Here is an 18886-nt window from a genome sequence, read left to right on the forward strand (position 1 = left end):
CCTTGGTTATTTTTTAACCATACCTTTTAATACGAACGCAACGTTTGCTGGACGCTCTGCTAGACGACGCATGAAGTAGCCATACCAGTCGTTTCCATAAGGTACGTAAACACGCATTTTGTAACCTTCTTTTACTAGCTCAAGTTGACGCTCATTACGAATACCATATAACATTTGGAATTCAAATTGATCCCTTGGAATGTTGTGTTCTTCAGCAAGTTTTTTTGTATATTCAATAATCGCTTCATCATGTGAAGCAATTGCAGTATAATTTCCATTTAATAAGTGCATTTTAATAATTTTTTTATAATTGTCATCTACATCTTTCTTATCCGGGAACGCCACTTCTTCAGGTTCTTTATAAGCACCTTTTACAAGACGTAAATTAGGATTATAAGCATTTAAATCTTCAATATCTTTTTCTGTACGATATAGGTAAGCTTGAATAACAGTACCAATATTATCGTATTCAGATTTTAATTGTTTAAAGATATCAATTGTTTTACCACAGCGTGTATAGTCTTCCATATCAATGGTAACGAACACACCATTTTCTTTTGCAGCTTCTAAAATACGGCGCATATTGTTCATTACGATTTCATCAGAGATATCTAATCCCATAGAAGTCATCTTTAAAGAAAGCTGCGAATCAAGACCTTCTCTTCCAATTGCACGGATCGCTTCAATCGATTGGTTAGCCATTTCATTTGCTTCCGCTTCATTATCAACGAATTCACCTAAATAATCGATTGTTACACAAAGACCTTGCTTATTTAATGCCTGAATGGCAGCTGTCGCTAATTCAATCGTCTCCCCTGCGACGAAGCGACCTGCACCAAAGCGTAAACCGTACTTTTTAGCCAGTTTTGTTAGCGCTTTATTTTTAGATAAGAAAAGAAACGAATTTCGCATTAATTGTTCCATGTAATTCACCCCTATGACTGTAATTTATCTGTTTTTTACCCCTCTTCAAAATTATATCACTGTTTAAAATTATTGGATACAAATAATTATTTAGATAATTTATAAAATACTATAAAAACATTTAAAAACCTATATTCTCGCATGCAAATATGAAGGGAATATTTTTCGACATTTAGAAAAAACGGGTTTACTAGGGCAAAAATAGGCATACCGAAAATATTCGACATGCCTATAAAACCCTTAATATTCCATGTAAATTATATAAGGATATTAATAAGAAAAACTTAAAGTAGCATCACCTAAGTTTTTTAATTCTCATTTCGCTTCTCTTCATTCAGCCTTTTAATATCCGTAATTAACTGCACCATCTCTTCTTTCGCATCTGGATAAGTTTCATTCCAATGCTTCACTAAAGCTGGCATCGTCTTCGCTATGTAAGAATAAAGTGCCCACTTCTTTACCTGTTCTTTTCGCTCTTCATTACTCTCGCCAAGTAACAGCTCAGTGTATTTCTCTAGTAAACCGTCAAACTGCTCGTTAAACTTTTCACTCATTTTATTTACCTCCTATATGAAAAAAGCAGCGAAGATCGCTGCTTTTTCTTATAATTTTGATCGGACAGAGTTTAATTTTTTCTCCATTGTGCTTACTTTATCACGACGATCATCAATACGAATCGTTGTTGCAACACGCTGTGCACCTTTCGTATATGGAACTTCATGCATTTGTTGAATTACTTCTAGAATGACAGGAAGATCTCCTTCAATAATTGTATTCATCGGTGTTAATTGATACTTCACGCGATCCGCATTTTTCTCTAGCACCTTTTGTACTTCTGCTACATATTCACTAACACTTGGATTACCTGTTCCTACCGGAATAATCGATACGTCAACAATTGCCATAGTAGTCTTCCTCCTATAATCGCTTCTTATATATCCATTGTCTATTTTACCGAAATCCTCATCATTTTACTAATATGTTACTCTTCCACTTTAAACTGCTCAACTAATCTTTCTAAATCTTTCATATGCTCTGTCAAACTTTCCATCGTGTGGGCTACCTTTTCTAGATGATTAACCTGTGATTCCGTTGCAGCATGTACCTCTTCAGAAACAGCTGCACTTTCTTGACTCGTACCAGCAATTGTATGCATTACCGCTGTAATTTCTCCTTGCTCGTAACCTATGTTATGTACCTCTTCTACAATTTTTTCAACTGAAGTACTAATCGTATTTACAACTGACATAATTGTGCGGAACTCCATTTCTGCCTCTGTCGTCACTTTATTTTGCACATCTGCAATGTCTTTCAATTTACTTACAACTTCTACAACCCTTTTTACTTCTAATTGCACATCACCAATCATCGTTGTGATTTCTCCTGTTGCCTCTTTTGATTGTTCCGCTAATTTCCGAACCTCTTCAGCAACAACCGCAAATCCCTTACCTTGCTCACCTGCACGGGCAGCTTCAATCGAGGCATTTAAAGCAAGTAAATTTGTTTGATCCGAAATACCTTTTATAAGCTCAACAACATTTTGAATCGATCCAACTCTTTGTTCTAACTTATCCGATGCTTCTTCTGTATGAACAACAATCGAAGATGATTGTCCCCTCGTACGGACTAAGTTCCTCATTGTATTTAATCCTTGCTTAGATGCCTCTTCCGCTTTGCCAGTCACTCCTTTTATTTCACCAACGGAGCTATTCATTTGTTCCACTGACTCTGCCATATTCTCGAGCTGAGCTGAAACTTCATCCACACTATTCGCAAGAGTAGAAGCTCCCCCGCTCACATCATCCATTGCTCCGGAAACTTCTCTACTAGCCGCTACTGTTTCGTTCGTTAAATAATGTAAACTATTCGTTGATTGTTGCACTGTTGATACGCTGTTTTTAATTTTACTTACCATTTCATTCATTTGTTCAACCATATCATTAAAGTGCTTCGTCAACTCTCCAACTTCATCTTTACTTGTCACCTTCATTCGCAGCGTTAAATCCCCTTCTGCTACTTTTTGAACGTGATTCTTTAATAATTGCAGTGGTCTTGCTAATCTTCTTGAGAACAAGTAGGAAGCTACGATTCCAACTAATAAACTAATACACGCCATCATAATGACTGTATTTCTCGTACTATTTAATAGCCCATCGATCGTTTCTTTCGGATAAAAGATTCCTATCGTCCATTTCATCGTATCAAATGATTGACTATAAACAACTACATCTTCACCTTTTATTGTAGTGACCGCATATTTTGTTACCTCTTTATTTAAGCTCTTTATAAGTGGCTCTTTAGAAACATCTTTCCCTATCTTTTCTGGATAAACAAGAGCCATATTTTTATCATTTATAATAAACATTTCTCCGTCATTATTATATTGAATATTGTGAAGCAACTTCTGAATCGTCCCAAGCGATACATCCATCGCAACAACGCCTAATACAGATCCATCTTGAGCTGTAATTGCTTTAGAAACACCTACACTTAACTTTCCTGTTGCAATTTCATAAGAAGGTTGTCCCCAATGGACCTTTTTTACATCAGCCTCTGAATCTTTATACCATGGTCTTGTCGTTGGATCATATCCTTCTGGCACTTGCCCACCTTCAGCAAGATTGGCACTTAATGTTTTTTTATCTTTCGTACCAATATATAAATCTAAAATACCAGGATGATTCTTTTTATACTCCGCAAACTCTTTCGTTAAAAACGCTTCCTCTTCTGGAGTAACCCCACCTTGAAGCATATTACGAATCATCTCACTGTTCGCGTAATACCCCATATCTTCATCCGTTCTTTGAACAAATGTCGTAAGTTGCTCTGTCACAAGATCCATCGCATTTTGAGAATACTCGTCTAAGGAACGCACTTCCTTTTCTTTCTGTAATTGATACACAGCTGTACCCAATATTACGAACATCATAGAAATAAGTACTGAAAACACTACCGCAATTTTTAAACGTAAACTTCTTAACATCTTCCCCCCAGCATCCCCTTCGCATTAAATTGAAATATTATTAATCATTATATTAAGTATAATAGATAAAATTAAAAAATTGAAATTAATTCTCACCTTAATACAATTAGAAAACGGACTACCACTTGTGCAAAAACAAATAGTTCATTATCCTTAAAATATAATCTCATTCGTTCGGAGGGAACTATGTTACAAAAATTCGGTTTCTCACAATATGAAAGCCAAGCTTATGAAGTTGTCGTATCAAGCAATGAACCATTAGATGCTACAACAATTGTGAAGCATTCAGGTGTTCCAAAAGCAAAAATATATGAAGTACTAGCACGCCTAATCGATAAAGGAATGGTAATGGATTCTGTTTCAGAAAAGAAAAAATTGTATACAGCATTACCACTAAAGCTAGCAATTGAAAAATTAACGACAGAATTTCAATCAAATATTAAGGAACTGGAAACAAATATATCAAAAAAATCATTTACAGATGACCGTGTTTGGAGCTTAAAGATGCAATCTTCTATTCGAGTTCAAAGTAAAGAACTCATTGAAAGTGCAAAAGAATCAATCCGTATTTCAGCTTGGAATGATACTCTTTTAGAATATCTTCCTTTACTAGAACAAAAAGCAAAACAAGGTGTTCAAATTGAATCCCTTATTGTTGGAGAAGTAGAAACAGACTTAGAAAACATGCATTTTCTAATCCCAGCTGAAGAGCCTAATGCATTAGAGCGCTACTTGCTACTCATCGTTGACGATCGTGAAATTTTATTTGCTGGCTTAGAACAAGAGTCATGGCAAGCGATGAAAACAATGTCACAACCTTTCGTAAAGTTCTTTACAGAATTTTTCTATCACGACGTTGCACTTGCAAAGATTACTCAAAAACACCATGATCTCTTTATGGAAGATGAGGAAATTAAGAGTTTGTTGATGAAGTTAAGATACTAATTAAATAATAAACAGGAGTCTAGTTTTTCACTTAGACTCCTTTTCGTTTTGTTCCTTTATCTCCATCAACAGCTCAATGATTTTCTCATTTTGCTCTACCTGTTTCTCTGAATTTTTATAGATGAAACGAACCCATCTAAGTGCAAGAATAATAAGAAACAAAGGGAGCATTGAAATTAGAAGACCAATAATTGAAAAATTCGTATACATATACCTCACCTCGCTATACACCCTTTCTCCATTTCTCTACTAAAACCTGCAATTTTTTACAAATAAAAAAAGAACCTATCAAACGATAGATTCTTCTTTCGCAAACTGAGTAGAGCGTCCTCTCGTAATCGAGAAAATCGCGCAAAGCAGTGCTAATATAATAAAGCCACCGCCTACCCAAGCGTTATATATAACAGATGATTTTTCAATAACAACTCCGCCTACTGTTGAACCGAGTGCAATTCCTAAATGAAGCGCAGAGTTATTTAAACCTTGCTGGATACCAGCTGATTCCGGTGCAATGTCAATTAAATAATTTTGCTGTGCTGGTGAAATCGCCCAGCTCAGCATACTCCAAAGTCCCATCATAATGATGAAGAGTGGGAATGAGAATGTCATTAATGGCAACATGAAGATTGCACATGCAAATACGATAATAATCGAGATAATACTTTTCTTCGATCCCCATTTATCAGCAAGCCATCCACCGAATCCACCGCCGATTACTGCTGCGATTCCGAAAATGAAGTAAAACACACTAATCCAATTTGCTTCAACATGCATAACATCTTTTAAAAACGGTGTTAAATATGCATACAATGTTAAATGCCCCGTTAAAAACAAAAATGATGTTAACTGTGCACTTACAATTTTTTTATCTTTTAAAGTAGCAAGTTGTTCTTTTATTGATAATACCGATGTCGGTGGTACTTTCGTTAAGAACAATGAAATACAAGCAATTGCCATAACTGTTAATACTGAAATCAATACAAATGGCGCACGCCATCCGTATGCATTTCCGAGTACAAGACCGAGCGGTACTCCAAGTACAAGTGATCCACTAATTCCCATAAAAATGATTCCAATTGCACGCGCACGAAAATGCGGTTCTACTACACTAGAAGCAAGTGTTACCGATAGTGCAATAATTAATGAACCACTCGCCGCACAAATAACCCTTGAGAACATTAGCATTCCGTAATTCACACTAAATGCCGAAATAATATTTCCGATTAAGAAAATCGATAATGCTCCAACATACAATGTTTTTCTTTCAAATTTCCCTGTCAAAGCTAATAAAACTGGACCTGACAAAGCAAATACTACCGAAAATATTGTTATAAGCTGACCAGCTGCGCTAATAGATACTCCTAAATCATTGGCAACTAAATCGAGCGTTCCTCCTATAATTAGCTCAACCGTTCCGACTACGAAAGCCGCGATAGCTAAAATATAAACACGAAAATTCAAGTCTTTCCCCACGCTTTCTATTTTGGTTACTACGACTATAGTAACCAAAATAGAAAGTTGACGCAAGTACAATTTTTTTACAGTAAAAAAGGTAGGCGTATTATACGCCTACCCTTCCATCATTCTGTTTCTTTCTTCTTATTCAAGTACCAATACACCGGAAGTCCCGTAAAGACAATTCCAATTGATAAGAAACAACTTACCGGATCATTAATAATCGCACTACCGATTACAAAGAACGAACCTAAAATCGCAACGATTGGTACGATTGGGAATAACGGTACACTATATGCACGCTCTTTATTCTTATTACGTTTCCTTAAAATGAAGACACCAATAAACGTCATTACATAGAAAATATAAATAATAAATACGGAAATCTCAGATAGCTTATTCGGATCACTAATAATCATTAAAATAATCCCTAAAATGATTTCAACAGTAATCGCATTTGCTGGTGTTTTAAATCTTGGACTTTCCTTTGCAATAAACTTAGAAAATGGAAGTTGTCCACGTTCCGCCATAGACATTGGAATACGTGGGAATGTTAAAATCTTTCCATTTAAACAACCGAAAATAGAAACGATAATACCGATACTAATAATTTTCCCACCATATTCTCCAAGTAACATGCCCGCAGCTGTCGCTGTTGCATTTTCTCCAAGGTCTACAATTTTCGCTGCTGGTAATACATTTAATAACGCCAAGTTAATTAATACGTATGCAGCTGTTACAATTAAAATCCCAACTGTCATTGCTTTCGGTAATAACTTTGTTGGATTCTTCATTTCTCCACCAATCGAAGCAAGTAAAATCCAGCCGTCATAAGCAAATAACGTTGCTAAAATTGCCATACCGATACTTTGATTTTCTGATATCGGCACTACTACGTTAAAAATATCACTGTTTCCTTTCCAAAAACCTAACACGACAATTAATACAATCGGAATCATTTTCCCAATTGTCGTGATTGTTTGAACGATACCTCCGTATTTTGTTCCCATACTATTTACAAAGCCAAGGAACACAACTGTTCCGATTGCGATTGGTAAATTCCACACTTTATCTAAATAGAAAAAATTAATCATTAAAGAACTAAAGTATAAACCTAATGTTCCGATAATAGCTGGTCCATAAACAATTGTTTGCATCCAGCCTGATAAATATCCCCAAAAACTTCCGTAAATCTCCTCTAAATACGTATACAACCCACCATTTTTCGGGATTTGCGCTCCAATTTCGGCTACTGTTAAACCACTCGCTAACGTCAACAGACCACCAATTACCCAAGCAAGAATGGCCATATTAGAACTCCCTGAGTAATCTAATACGCTTCCTGGTTTCATAAATACACCAGACCCGATAATCGTTCCTACTACGATAGAAAGTGCTACTGTTAAACCAATTTTGTTCTTCTCATCATGATGCATGCTGCGTATCCTCCTTCCAATTCTAGTGTGATGCAAAAATGAAATAAAAAAACACTCCTCCCTAAAAAAGGGACGAGTGTTGTATTCGTGGTTCCACCCTTGTTTCAATTCGCAAAGTAACACACTTCACCAATTTCTCAAGTCTAAATAACGGTTTTTGCCGGCAAGCAATTACTAGATGTTCGTTCACTGCTGCAGTTCAGAGGTGGTAATCTATTTTTCCGTATTAGGAAGCTCACAGCCAAAGGCTTCCCTCTCTGGGAATCGTAAAAAATTAATCGTGTCCTCATCATCACTTCTTGATGTCGAATTTTGTAGTTATTGTTCATTATATTGAATTGTTAGAAAAAATCAATATATTTTTTTATATAACATAGGAAATATTTCTCTTCTTATATTATAACAGAAGATACAAAACTTCTCTAATTCCCTAAAAATGGTATAATTCATTTAGGAGGTGTACCAATAATGATTGCTGTCTTTTGTATCATCGCTACGTTTCTCTCTGTTCTATTCGCTATCATGTATCGAAACAAGTATCCTGGTTATAGCATTTTAGCGGTAGCTATTATACCAGCTGTTTCCTTCTACGTATTGGGTAAATATCAATATACGGAAGTGTTTATCGGTTTTGCAATCTTCTACTGCGTCTTCGGATACATACTAACAATGAAAAGAATCTTATTGAATCATTAAAAGAGACCGATTTCTATAAGTAGAAATCGGTCCTCGCATGTACCTTCCGGTTGCCCCACGAAAGATACATAAATCAATTATTTATCTTCTTTTTTCATAAAAAACTTGTGATGCGGAAGATCCACATTTAATTCCTCTAATTGTTTCTTTTCATTGTCTAAAATCGCTTTTGCTTTTGTTTTTGTTGCTTCATCTAATCCCGCAAAGATGTCTTCACGCTTCTCTTTTTCTGGAAGTTTCACACCTAATTTTGTTAATTCTTCTTTTGCTTGCTCATGCGTTAATTTTCCAGATTTCTTTTGCTCTAAAATCGACTTCGCTTTCTCTTTCGCCTGTTCATCTAAGTTAGCAAACATGTCTCCATGCTTACCTTTCTCCGGCATTTTCACGCCTAACTTTGTTAATTCCTCTTTTGNNGCTTTCGCCTGATCATCTAATCCTGCAAACATGTCTTTACGCTTCTCTTTCTCCGGAAGCTTTACACCTAGTTTCTCTAACTGTTTCTTTGTATCGTCCATAATTGTTTTTACTTTTTGTTTTGTAGCGTCATCCAAATCCTTTTTCGCCGTTTTTGTAGACTGTTCAGCTGCTGGAGTATTCGTTGCCGCGAATGCCGGAATACCGACTCCTCCAATGATTCCGAATGATAAAGCACCTGCAATCGCTAAATACCCAACTGTTTTCTTCTTCATAGGAAATTTCCTCCTTCATATTTCTAAAGCATGTACACTTTCGTATACAATGCCAATAGTAATGTTGGTTTCTTAAAATTCCCTTAACGTTTCGAATAAAAAACACCGCTCATAATGAGCGGTGTTTCTCTATGCTTTTTGTAATTGTAACTCTTCACGTTCCATTATTTTTCTTAATACGATTGTTTGTGTCATTGTAAATAAGTTACCTGTTATCCAGTACAATACAAGTCCTGATGGCGCCGCAAACCCCATAAATAGAATCATTGCCGGCATCATAATTTGCTGTATCTTTAGCATCTGTACTTGTTCTCCAGGTGTAATATTAGATTGGAAAACTTTCATCTGAATAAATGTCGTTAACGCTGCAATAATCGGTAATATATGATATGGATCTGCATGTCCTAAGTTCACCCATAAAAAAGAAGATGTGCGAATCTCTTCCGTTCTGCTAATCGCATAATACAAAGCAGAGAAAATCGGCATTTGTATAAAAATTGGCCAGCAACCAGCAAGTGGATTCCAACCGCCTGATTTCATTAGCTCTGACATTTCTTTTTGATACTGCTTTTGTTTTTCAAGATCTTTGCCTACATCACCGTACTTTTTCTTTAGCTTCTGCAATTCAGGTTGCATTTTCTTCATTTTCGCTTGGCTACGATATTGTGAAACAGCTAATGGAATCATCGCTGAACGAATAACGAGCGTCATAATAATGATTGCAATCCCAAAGCTAGCTCCAGGTATATGATGAGCAACAAATTGAATCATAAACGAGATTGGATATACGAAATAATGATCCCAAATCCCAGTACTATGTGCATCAATTGGGGCTGCATTACTGCAGCCCGATAAAACAAAAACAAGTAATAATGATAAACTAACGAGCACAGCTCGGTATGATTTTAACATGTTCATTCCTCCAATGTTTCGTAATTATTTAGCGAAACATTGGTGTATACGGACCGACCTCATCATTCTCTTCACTTGATTCTTGTCTACGTACAGAACGAATCATTCCATATTTATAAAAAATAGAAAATAGCGGTACATTTCCCGCACTATCTTCACATGTATCAACTAACGCAAAAGCTCTTTGTCTACCGCTTGATGCTTGTTGACGCACAAAGCGAGAAACATTAGCAAGGAAGAAAACTTCTAATAAACAAAGTGCCGTCGTTACAAACGATATATATAAAATTGCATCCTGCAATAAAAATTCCATCGCTTCACATCCTTAATAAGGTCATTTTAGCACATTAGGCAAACATTCTCTATTTCCTTTTATTTTCAAAAAAAGTATTTTGCATATTTTCTCAAGAAAACAATAATTAAGAAACGTTGTATTCGCTTTCTTTAGTATATTCACGCACATCAATGAATAGGCTTGATTTATTAGAAATTTATAAAATTTTTGCATTATAATAAAACTATTGCCAGTTTTTGAAAAAACCTTTATTCTCTTCTTGTAATCAAAAATGAATATGGAGATGAAACATACTATGGGTCAACTAGGAGACGCCGATTACGTTCCCGACACCGCCTTTTTATCCTTCCCAGCAGCTAAAACATTTCATTTAGAATTTATGATACAGTTGGTTGTTATTTTTATAGCTTCTATTTTGTATGCAATTTCTATGAATATGTTTTTTATCCCGCATAATATGATTAGCGGTGGATTCGCTGGTGTAGGGATGATTATCGGTTATTTAATGCACTACAATATCGGTGCACTTATCTTTTTACTAAACATTCCTCTTCTTATTTTAAGTCACTTTTACTTAGGCAAGAAGACAACCTTTTTAACAGCGTACTTTGTAGCTGTGTCATCTTTAGCGATGAATATTATCCCGGTACACCAAGTTTCAGACGATATTTTACTTTCTTCTGTATTCGGTGGTGTTATCTGCGGAGCAGCTTCAGGAATTATATTCCGATTTGCTTCTTCAACAGGTGGTTTTGATGTTGTTGGATTGATTGTAGCAAAATATCGAGATGTTTCAATTGGAGCAATCATATTTGTATTCAACTTAATCTTACTTGTCGCAGCAGGTTTTATTTTCGGATGGGATATTACACTTTATACGTTAATTAGTCGATTTGTAGTCAGCAAAGTTATCGATGCTGTGCATACGAAACATATTAAATTAACGATAATGACTATTACAGAAAAAGGCGAGGAAATAAAAAGCGCACTACTACATCACGGCATACGCGGGGTGACAATGGTAGACGCTGTCGGCGGCTATACAAACCATAAGAAAAAAATGATTTACACTGTCGTGACTCGCTATGAGTTAGGCGAAATGAAACGTATTATCCGTCAAGTGGATAACAAAGCATTTATGAACATTACTGAAACAGTTGAAATTGTCGGCCGTTTCAAACGTATATAAAAAAGGTTAATACATTAAAGGGCATAACATATTAGTCATATATACTATGTTATGCCCTTTGTTATTCAACTAACGCACCCTTTAGCATAATAAAATCACGAAGTTTATTACTACAAATCGGAGGATAGCATTCCATATACAAAACTATCTGTCCATTCATTTTTATTCCAAAAATCTTGTATGAAATGGGCTTCCTTTCTCATACCTATTCGTTCACACAATTTTTTTGAAGCTGTATTACGTGCATCAAGATTAGCTTGTATACGATGTACATTACATTCATTAAATAATTTAAATACCAAACTACTTACTGCTTCTGTTGCCAAACCTCTTCCAACTACTTCATTTGAAAAACTATAACCAATCTCAACAGTATCCTTCATATTTGTGTACCATACGGATAAATCACCAACTACTTTAGTCTTGTATATAACTGCCAAACTTAATATTGATTCTTCAGTAAGTGCATTGTTTGCTAGCTTCTTATTAAATCTTTTCTGCATGTCTTCATGAGTCCACTTATTATGTAATAGGAACTTACATGTATCATCATTATTATAAATAGCAAATACATCCTGTAAATCAGTACTCTTAAAAGGTCTAATTATTAATCTTTCTGTTGTGATCTCCAAGTTAGCTCCCCTCCCTTACATTCATGCTACAAAACATTTTTTATTGTATTTAAGCCTCCTTCTTAGATCTCACCTTGATTACATATTTCATCATAATAAATTAAAATCCTTCTTCCACTAAACTGCATTGTTAATGGTATTTCCTTACGCTTTTTATTTTTTACACTTATTACAAAATCAGATAATTCTATTATTATGTCCCTAAATGTGTTATAATGAAAGCAGACTCACAAAAAAAGAGTATATAGACTTGGAAGTTTCTCTTATTTTACAAGCAAAAAGAAACGAGCAGTCGGGTATATTTCAGACACCATACACGTAACGGTTTAAACAACCGATCATCTTAGTTACTCTTCAATGATCTTTTTATAAAAAGATACGTACAATTAAAACTCACTTCAATATACTATACCTACCTTTTTGACTTCCAAATCATCTTATTACATAGGGAGATGAACATATGAATCAATATATACGATATACAATAGCTGTCCTGTTTGCTATTATCGGCGGTACGATTTGTTTCTGGACAAACACACAGCTTGGAGAGAATATCATTTTTAATGGAATCGAAACACTTGTAAGCGCTTCAATTTTAGGCGGATACATTTACTTCCTCTTCAATCCAGAAGAAAATGCTCAGAAAACAATGTTATTAACAATGATTGGAATCGTTGGTGGATGTATTTCCTACTCAATGACAAACTATACATTACCACTTCAATTAAGCTCAGCTTTCTTCCACGGTCTATGGACTTGGTTCATTGCATTCTGCTTAGCAGACGTATTCAACCTATTACAAGACAATGAAGAAGATAGCGGTCGCCAAATTGAAAGTAACTCTTAAGCTGGAAGGAATTCTTCCAGCTTTTTTATGTTGGTTTGCATACACCGGCACTACAATAAAAAGAAGCTACCCAACGGCAACTTCTTTTCCACATACCCCACTTCGTATTCACTTAAATATATCAACGATTTTTCAAATATATCGATCGTTTCTCCACTTATATCAACGATTTTTTCATTATATCAACGATTCGGCACAAGATATCGATTTAACGACAACCTTAGACATCCAAAACGTACAACATACCCTATCCCCCAAGCAACTTACTGCCGAACTCTACGATTAAAAAGATAATCAATAGGATCGCGAGTATCTTTAATGCTACATATGCTACTTTAAAAACAACATAAATGAGCAAGACTATCAAAATAATTGATAAAATTTCCATATTTACTTCCTCCAAGCTTTGCTCTTCTTATCTCATTTTACTCGCCCTAGGCTGTTTATGGAACGGCATAAGATGACATATAAAAAAGAGGATACCTCACCCATCGTAAGATACCCTCTCTTTCAGCTGCTTAAACCATTCTCTTTCTAATTGTAAATATCCCATCTCACTCTTCTCGGCGCTCTTTAATTCTTGATCGGCTTTCTTCATATAAGTACGGGACGCTTCCATATTGCCCTCTACATATTTAATAATCCCTTGTGTACGGTAATATCCACTTAGGTCCATTTTTGTAATAGCCTTTGCATGTTCCTTTGCTTCTTGCAAAGAAAGACTATCCATCTGATAAAGGGCTTTATATAAAAGGTACCAACTATGAAAACTACTAACGAAAAACTTATTTTCTTTCGTTACAGGTAATTGAACAATTCGTTCTATATACGGTATCGCTCTTTCCATTCCCTCTTGATCTGCACGAGCAAAAAAGACGAGCATAAGTCTACTCATTATCTCCCTTATCCCTTTATTCTCTTTTATTTTCTCCTCACTAAGTTCTACTAATCTTTCATCCCAATCTTTCGGTCTTTTATAACTAAATAACTCACTCGATATTTGAATCTCATATAAGTGATTTCTAGCTCTTTCATCATCTTTAATTAAAATAAGAAATTGCATCCCATCACTCATAAGCATTCCTTTTATCGGCACAATTGTAACCGCAAAGATTGCAAAATGGAAAAAGGAAAAATATAAAAGATATTGATAATAACTCACCATGTATATGTAACCGGAAGTAATACCAAATAGTAAACTCGTAATCGGTCCACCTAAAGTGAGCCACGCCCACTTTTTCGAAAGATTCGGTGTCTCTATAGAAGGTGGTACTAATGTTGCAACACCTCCAAAGTACGCCCATAATTTATTTTCTCGAATGCGTAATTTTCCCTTTTCTTTTTGAATAGTAATGGGTCCTACTGTCATAAATTTAAATGTTAAACCACCTATTACACCAAATACTACATGTCCTAGCTCATGAATGGCTAACACTAACAATGAAATTCCAACTATTGCCCATAGGTTCAAAATTACTTCTAATTTCCCAGTTCGGATTACTCCGTATAAAATGGACAGAATTAGCGCCACTGTCATTGAGCCAGCTGGCCTTCTTAAAATATCCACCTTTTTCTCCCCTTAATAAATCATTTTTCTCTGCATTTCGTACATGAACTTCCCGAGATGCAATATCCAAATAAATGAGATTAAACCAATTAACACAAAATCGATATCACTAGCAGCTGTATATATAACGGCAGCCCACCATACATATGCCAATATTGTATTCGTAAATTCATACGCTTTATATCCAGCCTCATGCACAATGTGCTTTAATCCTTCATCTGCGTTTTTCGTCCACATTTTCATAGATTCCATATACGTTACACCTTGTTCAGGGTATAGCTTATTATAACGATTTTTTGTTATGAGCCCAATAATCACTACAGTAGTTAAACAAACAATAGAAGCTACTAAATTCCACACCGCAAATGAAACATTAGTATCCTGCAACAGTGCACGTCTACATGTAATAACTGCATATACAAACCATGCCTGCGTCACTATATCACCTACACGTAAATATATACTTATAATGCCTAATTTTCTGCCTTGTACGCTCTCTTCTTCATCGCGTGCCTCCGCTAACATACGCGTATTCTTCCAAGTGTAGTACATCATTAAGATTCCAAAAATAGTACATATGCCTATAAATGTATTGGATGATAATTTTCTCGGTTCATCCGAGAGTAAATTTAAAGCTATATAAGACGTTAAAAAGCCACCCATCATACTTAATGCTATTTTCCCCACAGAATCAAATTGTTTTTTTCGTTTACTCTTCATCATCCTCTTCCCCCTCCACTAACGTGAATATTTCCTCCACCGATACATTGAAAATTTGTGCGATTTTTAACGACAATACAATAGATGGTGCATAATCCCCGCGCTCAATTAAACTAATCGTTTGCCGTGATGATCCAATCGCTTTCCCTAAATCCCCTTGTGATAAACGATGCTTTGCTCGCAATTCCCTCACTCGATTTTGAAGCTTCATGTCTTCCCTCTTTTTCATTTATTTAATTAAAATTGTAAATAATATCCTTATTTTTGTCAATTATAATTGTCATTTTGACGTTAATAATTGACAAAAATAAATATGTATTATGATGGAAATAACCTATATAATGAATGTGAAATATTAAACAAAGGAAGTGACATATGAATAAAATATCTACTTTTTCCTATATTCTTACTAAGCTTACAGCGACTTTCTTGTTATTATCACTTATTAGCACGCTTCTCTTAACAACTAGTCAACAAACATTATATAGTTTCTTAGCTGGATTACGAGAACTACTATTTGTTCCCTTCGTTCCTATTCTTGCTGCATATGCAATTTTTTGTTCTATTTGCATCGATAAATTGAAATTAAAAACACATACAAGAATGAAGACAATATTACTTTATATTTTTTGCGGCTATTTATTTTTTCTTCCCTTCCTAATATTTAAAGAAGCTAGTCTAATACAGTTCTTGTTACTCGGATCAATTGGAGCAGTATGTTCTCTTTCTTTCTTTTTATTTACAGTCATAGCAACAAAATTTAAGTGGGTACAATATTTCGTACCAAGCATTATGTTTATTATATTTATTACAATCAAATTAGTAGATTTAGAAAGGTTTGGAACATCAAAAGAACAATGGGTCGAAACAAAAACAGATAACTCTTTCGAAGCATCTTTTCAACATTTTAGTGGTGAACATAAAGTCCCAATTGAACTAAAACGAGGTGACATATTAGAATTCACCATTGAATCACGAGCTGAAAATTCGAATGGCTACATGGGAGACGTAAAAATGGCTAGTGAATTTCAAGAGGAAGAAAATTACTTAGCTCCAGCTGGCCCTAATACATATCATTTCGCGGCAATTAAGACAGGAACTTATTACATTATAGTTAGTGGAAATCAGCTAAAAGGAAAGTTAAAAATAGATTGGAATATAAAGTAAAATTTTAATCAACCCTCACCAATCGGGCTTTTACGGGCAACAGGGCCCCCACCTAACTTCTTTGCTTCCGCTGAATTTTGAGGTGTGGGTCTTACCGCCCGGCAAATAGCGGGATAAAATAAAAAAGGCAGTGCTTTTGCACTGCTCTCCTAAATTCTGACATAGAATGGATTTCATATTAGCTTGCGTTTTGTAGTAATACTCGTTTTAACTGCTTACGGAAACGAATACTTAACGTAACCGCTACAATCACAATCACTCCAAAAATGATTTTACCGATATGACCTTCTAACGCTCCAAAGATATCATGTAAGTTTCCACCTAACCAGTAACCACCGATTAAGAAGAATGATACCCAAAATAGAGCGCCTGAATAAATTGTAATGGCAAAACGACGGAATGGTAAATTAATAATTCCTGCAAAGTATCCTGTGAAATGACGTACACCAGGAATAAAGAAACCAATAAAAATCAGGAAGTACCCATACTTATCAAACCACATTCTCGTTAAATCAATTTTTCTTTGTGTTAAAAATACGTATTTTCCATACTTTTGAATGAAAGGCATACCTAATTTATTTCCTAAAAAGTATTGAATCGTCATTCCTACACTTGTCCCAATAAAGGATAGAATGATTAAAATCGGTAAACTTAAATCACCCTTCTGCGCTAAAAATCCCGCATATGCTAATGTGGGCTCTCCCGGAAACGGAAGTGCAATATATTCTAACAGCAAGCCGACAAGTACAACATAGTACCCGTATTGCTGAAATAATTCATGAATCCATTCCATGTCATCTCTCCTTTCAATCACGTACAACTTCTTACTATTATTGTATAAAAAAATTGTCGAAATAACTATCACAATAGCTTACATTTTTATTACATTTTTGTAAGGGTCACACTAATGATTTCTGTTCTTTATTAATTAGTAAAAATCATTTTTTAAGTCAAAATAACAAAAAGACGCATTAATATCATGCAAATTTTATCCATTTTTTAACACTTAAAAACCCCTCTAATTTTGTTCTCAATAAAAAACCACCACAAACTCATCCTAACTTCATATTAGCTTCATATACGTATTGTAAGATTATATCGGAATTTGTTGAAAAATTTAACCAATATATGACTAAGCATTAATTTGAATAAATATAAGTCGTTTTCGAAATTGAAAAAAGGGTGAATACGAAATGGAAGCATATAAAATGCACGATTTTATTAATACAAATGTTGAATCTCATCAAAATGAAACCGTTTTTAATTTACACATGTGTGAAACAAGTGAATTTGACGTAAGTTTAACAAAATCTACAACACTATCTTTTATCGTTTCAAAAAAGAATATTAAAATTGTCACGAAAAAATGGATTAATTCAAATCAAGAAAGCATGATTGGCAAAAGCTACATCATTCCAACAAAAGCTTTTCATTATTTCTTACCAATCATTTCTGAAAATGAAGATGAGCTAAATATTCAAGTTCAAAGTTTTGGACTACGTGGTGAGCTTTTATTAAATGAAAGATTACTTATTGATAAAAACAACAAACACAACAGCAAAATCACTGCATTCTTTGAAACATTAGATGAAAATGTAAATAAAGCTTTACGAGGATTACAACTTCATTGTATGTAAGACTATTACGATAGTAAAAGGAGAATAACAATGAAAAAATTATTATTAAGCGCACTATTATCATTAGGATTTTTAACTCTTCCATTCGCTAGCGCAGAGGCCGCTACAACGAAAGATCAATTAATCGTAAACACTCAGTTAAATAAAATGGATTATTATCAGGATGGAAAATTTATAAAAAGTTTTACTGTCGCTACTGGAAAAGCAGCAACACCTACACCTAAAGGAACTTTTCAAATCGTAAATAAAATTAAAAACCGCCCTTATTATACAGGCAAAATTAAAGGCGGCGATCCACGTAATCCACTTGGTGACCGTTGGCTCGGATTAAATATGGCAGGAACTTACGGAACAACTTATGCAATTCACGGAACTAACAATAATCAAGCAATCGGCAAAGCAACAACACTTGGTTGTATTCGTATGTATAACAATGATATACACTGGTTATTTGAGCGCGTTCAGCAGCAAGCTACTGTCACTGTAAAATAGCCTAAAAACAAGATTTATGTGTAGCCAAGAATTTTATGTCTTGGCTTATTTTATTTATTCATTTACAGTAGCAAAACAACTGTATTTACATATATAATAGGAATAGATTTGATTAGCTGATATTTAAACATTGATAAACGTAGATATTAAAATTATACAGTTATAATGTTTTATAAATTTTATAATACATACTATAATAGAACTACTGTAATTCTGAACTATTCAGTAACACTAAACTATTCCCCTTGCTACCTTCATGATTATTTTATAGCGGGGGCTTATTATATGTATAAACAA

23 protein-coding genes and 1 other annotated feature are annotated in these 18886 nt (G+C 34.7%); of the genes, 7 read left to right on the forward strand and 16 right to left on the reverse strand.

Features of this window, described 5'->3' with window-relative positions; translation table 11 throughout:
- Positions 1–6 precede the first annotated feature (6 nt).
- From CN409_RS25120 to CN409_RS25135, 4 genes are all read right to left on the reverse strand, one after another.
- Entirely contained in the window at positions 7–924 is a 918-nt protein-coding gene (locus CN409_RS25120; protein WP_000436780.1) for a proline dehydrogenase family protein, read from the reverse strand.
- A gap of 308 nt (positions 925–1232) precedes the next feature.
- Positions 1233–1478, reverse strand: coding sequence for a YusU family protein (locus CN409_RS25125; RefSeq protein WP_001290589.1), 246 nt, complete (start codon positions 1476–1478; stop codon positions 1233–1235).
- 48 nt (positions 1479–1526) lie between these two features.
- Complete coding sequence (locus tag CN409_RS25130; RefSeq protein WP_001018860.1) at positions 1527–1829, reverse strand: MTH1187 family thiamine-binding protein; 303 nt, start codon at positions 1827–1829, stop codon at positions 1527–1529.
- Between the two features lie 77 nt (positions 1830–1906).
- Complete coding sequence (locus CN409_RS25135) at positions 1907–3907, reverse strand: methyl-accepting chemotaxis protein (protein ID WP_000946369.1); 2001 nt, start codon at positions 3905–3907, stop codon at positions 1907–1909.
- Positions 3908–4093: 186 nt separating this feature from the next.
- On the opposite strand from CN409_RS25135, the gene CN409_RS25140 reads away from it, so the two are divergent.
- Positions 4094–4852, forward strand: coding sequence for a TrmB family transcriptional regulator (locus CN409_RS25140; protein ID WP_097981394.1), 759 nt, complete (start codon positions 4094–4096; stop codon positions 4850–4852).
- Between the two features lie 27 nt (positions 4853–4879).
- Here CN409_RS25140 and CN409_RS25145 read toward each other — a convergent pair whose 3' ends face one another.
- From CN409_RS25145 to CN409_RS25155, 3 genes are all read right to left on the reverse strand, one after another.
- Positions 4880–5062 carry a hypothetical protein gene (locus tag CN409_RS25145; RefSeq protein WP_000288473.1) on the reverse strand — a complete coding sequence of 61 codons (183 nt, stop codon included), beginning with the start codon at positions 5060–5062 and terminating at the stop codon, positions 4880–4882.
- A 78-nt stretch (positions 5063–5140) separates the two neighbouring features.
- Positions 5141–6325 carry an MFS transporter gene (locus CN409_RS25150; RefSeq protein ID WP_003280661.1) on the reverse strand — a complete coding sequence of 395 codons (1185 nt, stop codon included), beginning with the start codon at positions 6323–6325 and terminating at the stop codon, positions 5141–5143.
- Positions 6326–6432: 107 nt separating this feature from the next.
- Positions 6433–7743 (reverse strand): APC family permease, encoded by a 1311-nt coding sequence (locus CN409_RS25155; RefSeq protein ID WP_000546308.1) that lies wholly within the window; start codon positions 7741–7743, stop codon positions 6433–6435.
- 65 nt (positions 7744–7808) lie between these two features.
- Positions 7809–8045, reverse strand: a binding site (T-box leader).
- A 166-nt stretch (positions 8046–8211) separates the two neighbouring features.
- Here CN409_RS25155 and CN409_RS25160 point away from each other — a divergent pair.
- Positions 8212–8439 carry a hypothetical protein gene (locus tag CN409_RS25160; RefSeq protein ID WP_000562245.1) on the forward strand — a complete coding sequence of 76 codons (228 nt, stop codon included), beginning with the start codon at positions 8212–8214 and terminating at the stop codon, positions 8437–8439.
- A 77-nt stretch (positions 8440–8516) separates the two neighbouring features.
- Here the strand turns inward: CN409_RS25160 and CN409_RS25165 are convergent, their stop codons facing one another.
- The 3 genes from CN409_RS25165 to CN409_RS25175 all read right to left on the reverse strand — a co-directional run bounded on the left by CN409_RS25165 (position 8517) and on the right by CN409_RS25175 (position 10356).
- On the reverse strand, positions 8517–9131 hold the full coding sequence (locus tag CN409_RS25165) for a hypothetical protein (protein WP_097891037.1): 615 nt from the start codon (positions 9129–9131) through the stop codon (positions 8517–8519).
- 129 nt (positions 9132–9260) lie between these two features.
- Complete coding sequence (gene yidC / locus CN409_RS25170; RefSeq protein WP_000920528.1) at positions 9261–10043, reverse strand: membrane protein insertase YidC; 783 nt, start codon at positions 10041–10043, stop codon at positions 9261–9263.
- 28 nt (positions 10044–10071) lie between these two features.
- Complete coding sequence (locus tag CN409_RS25175) at positions 10072–10356, reverse strand: hypothetical protein (RefSeq protein ID WP_000394930.1); 285 nt, start codon at positions 10354–10356, stop codon at positions 10072–10074.
- 277 nt (positions 10357–10633) lie between these two features.
- Here CN409_RS25175 and CN409_RS25180 point away from each other — a divergent pair, with 277 nt between their 5' ends.
- Complete coding sequence (locus CN409_RS25180; RefSeq protein ID WP_000530044.1) at positions 10634–11527, forward strand: YitT family protein; 894 nt, start codon at positions 10634–10636, stop codon at positions 11525–11527.
- 110 nt (positions 11528–11637) lie between these two features.
- Here CN409_RS25180 and CN409_RS25185 read toward each other — a convergent pair whose 3' ends face one another.
- Positions 11638–12159, reverse strand: coding sequence for a GNAT family N-acetyltransferase (locus CN409_RS25185; protein ID WP_000406909.1), 522 nt, complete (start codon positions 12157–12159; stop codon positions 11638–11640).
- 460 nt (positions 12160–12619) lie between these two features.
- Here CN409_RS25185 and CN409_RS25190 point away from each other — a divergent pair, with 460 nt between their 5' ends.
- Positions 12620–13006, forward strand: a complete 387-nt coding sequence (locus CN409_RS25190; protein ID WP_001077773.1) for a DUF3938 domain-containing protein — start codon at positions 12620–12622, stop codon at positions 13004–13006.
- Positions 13007–13253: 247 nt separating this feature from the next.
- On the opposite strand, the gene CN409_RS25200 is transcribed toward CN409_RS25190, so the two are convergent.
- The 4 genes from CN409_RS25200 to CN409_RS25215 all read right to left on the reverse strand — a co-directional run bounded on the left by CN409_RS25200 (position 13254) and on the right by CN409_RS25215 (position 15504).
- Positions 13254–13394 (reverse strand): DUF3985 family protein, encoded by a 141-nt coding sequence (locus CN409_RS25200; protein WP_000404758.1) that lies wholly within the window; start codon positions 13392–13394, stop codon positions 13254–13256.
- Positions 13395–13490: 96 nt separating this feature from the next.
- A complete protein-coding gene (locus CN409_RS25205) occupies positions 13491–14543 on the reverse strand; it encodes a zinc metalloprotease (protein WP_002083694.1) in 1053 nt (350 codons plus the stop codon).
- 42 nt (positions 14544–14585) lie between these two features.
- Positions 14586–15293 carry a DUF3169 family protein gene (locus CN409_RS25210; protein ID WP_000837717.1) on the reverse strand — a complete coding sequence of 236 codons (708 nt, stop codon included), beginning with the start codon at positions 15291–15293 and terminating at the stop codon, positions 14586–14588.
- Positions 15283–15504 (reverse strand): helix-turn-helix transcriptional regulator, encoded by a 222-nt coding sequence (locus CN409_RS25215; RefSeq protein ID WP_000776170.1) that lies wholly within the window; start codon positions 15502–15504, stop codon positions 15283–15285. The genes CN409_RS25210 and CN409_RS25215 overlap by 11 nt, the downstream gene beginning before the upstream one ends.
- Positions 15505–15668: 164 nt before the next feature.
- Between CN409_RS25215 and CN409_RS25220 the strand changes: the two genes are divergently transcribed.
- Positions 15669–16460, forward strand: coding sequence for a hypothetical protein (locus CN409_RS25220; RefSeq protein WP_016078143.1), 792 nt, complete (start codon positions 15669–15671; stop codon positions 16458–16460).
- A gap of 178 nt (positions 16461–16638) precedes the next feature.
- On the opposite strand, the gene CN409_RS25225 is transcribed toward CN409_RS25220, so the two are convergent.
- Positions 16639–17253: a DedA family protein gene (locus CN409_RS25225; RefSeq protein WP_000454763.1), complete on the reverse strand. Its 615-nt coding sequence runs from the start codon at positions 17251–17253 to the stop codon at positions 16639–16641.
- Between the two features lie 400 nt (positions 17254–17653).
- Between CN409_RS25225 and CN409_RS25230 the strand changes: the two genes are divergently transcribed.
- On the forward strand, positions 17654–18097 hold the full coding sequence (locus tag CN409_RS25230; RefSeq protein ID WP_000388763.1) for a DUF3978 domain-containing protein: 444 nt from the start codon (positions 17654–17656) through the stop codon (positions 18095–18097).
- A gap of 30 nt (positions 18098–18127) precedes the next feature.
- The gene (locus CN409_RS25235; protein ID WP_000735061.1) at positions 18128–18589 is read left to right on the forward strand and encodes a L,D-transpeptidase; all 462 of its coding nucleotides are present in this window, start codon (positions 18128–18130) and stop codon (positions 18587–18589) included.
- Positions 18590–18886: the final 297 nt, after the last annotated feature.

It is taken from the genome of Bacillus sp. AFS012607, assembly GCF_002558005.1.
In the GTDB taxonomy this organism is placed as follows: domain Bacteria; phylum Bacillota; class Bacilli; order Bacillales; family Bacillaceae_G; genus Bacillus_A; species Bacillus_A thuringiensis_S.

Bases quoted from the DNA above. Each gene is read 5' to 3' on its own strand.
- CN409_RS25120 (WP_000436780.1), bottom strand. From the start codon at position 924: ATGGAACAATTAATGCGAAATTCGTTTCTTTTCTTATCTAAAAATAAA.
- CN409_RS25125 (WP_001290589.1), bottom strand. From the start codon at position 1,478: ATGAGTGAAAAGTTTAACGAGCAGTTTGACGGTTTACTAGAGAAATAC.
- CN409_RS25130 (WP_001018860.1), bottom strand. From the start codon at position 1,829: ATGGCAATTGTTGACGTATCGATTATTCCGGTAGGAACAGGTAATCCA.
- CN409_RS25135 (WP_000946369.1), bottom strand. From the start codon at position 3,907: ATGTTAAGAAGTTTACGTTTAAAAATTGCGGTAGTGTTTTCAGTACTT.
- CN409_RS25140 (WP_097981394.1), top strand. From the start codon at position 4,094: ATGTTACAAAAATTCGGTTTCTCACAATATGAAAGCCAAGCTTATGAA.
- CN409_RS25145 (WP_000288473.1), bottom strand. From the start codon at position 5,062: ATGTATACGAATTTTTCAATTATTGGTCTTCTAATTTCAATGCTCCCT.
- CN409_RS25155 (WP_000546308.1), bottom strand. From the start codon at position 7,743: ATGCATCATGATGAGAAGAACAAAATTGGTTTAACAGTAGCACTTTCT.
- CN409_RS25160 (WP_000562245.1), top strand. From the start codon at position 8,212: ATGATTGCTGTCTTTTGTATCATCGCTACGTTTCTCTCTGTTCTATTC.
- yidC (WP_000920528.1), bottom strand. From the start codon at position 10,043: ATGTTAAAATCATACCGAGCTGTGCTCGTTAGTTTATCATTATTACTT.
- CN409_RS25175 (WP_000394930.1), bottom strand. From the start codon at position 10,356: ATGGAATTTTTATTGCAGGATGCAATTTTATATATATCGTTTGTAACG.
- CN409_RS25180 (WP_000530044.1), top strand. From the start codon at position 10,634: ATGGGTCAACTAGGAGACGCCGATTACGTTCCCGACACCGCCTTTTTA.
- CN409_RS25190 (WP_001077773.1), top strand. From the start codon at position 12,620: ATGAATCAATATATACGATATACAATAGCTGTCCTGTTTGCTATTATC.
- CN409_RS25200 (WP_000404758.1), bottom strand. From the start codon at position 13,394: ATGGAAATTTTATCAATTATTTTGATAGTCTTGCTCATTTATGTTGTT.
- CN409_RS25205 (WP_002083694.1), bottom strand. From the start codon at position 14,543: ATGACAGTGGCGCTAATTCTGTCCATTTTATACGGAGTAATCCGAACT.
- CN409_RS25210 (WP_000837717.1), bottom strand. From the start codon at position 15,293: ATGAAGAGTAAACGAAAAAAACAATTTGATTCTGTGGGGAAAATAGCA.
- CN409_RS25215 (WP_000776170.1), bottom strand. From the start codon at position 15,504: ATGAAGCTTCAAAATCGAGTGAGGGAATTGCGAGCAAAGCATCGTTTA.
- CN409_RS25220 (WP_016078143.1), top strand. From the start codon at position 15,669: ATGAATAAAATATCTACTTTTTCCTATATTCTTACTAAGCTTACAGCG.
- CN409_RS25225 (WP_000454763.1), bottom strand. From the start codon at position 17,253: ATGGAATGGATTCATGAATTATTTCAGCAATACGGGTACTATGTTGTA.
- CN409_RS25230 (WP_000388763.1), top strand. From the start codon at position 17,654: ATGGAAGCATATAAAATGCACGATTTTATTAATACAAATGTTGAATCT.
- CN409_RS25235 (WP_000735061.1), top strand. From the start codon at position 18,128: ATGAAAAAATTATTATTAAGCGCACTATTATCATTAGGATTTTTAACT.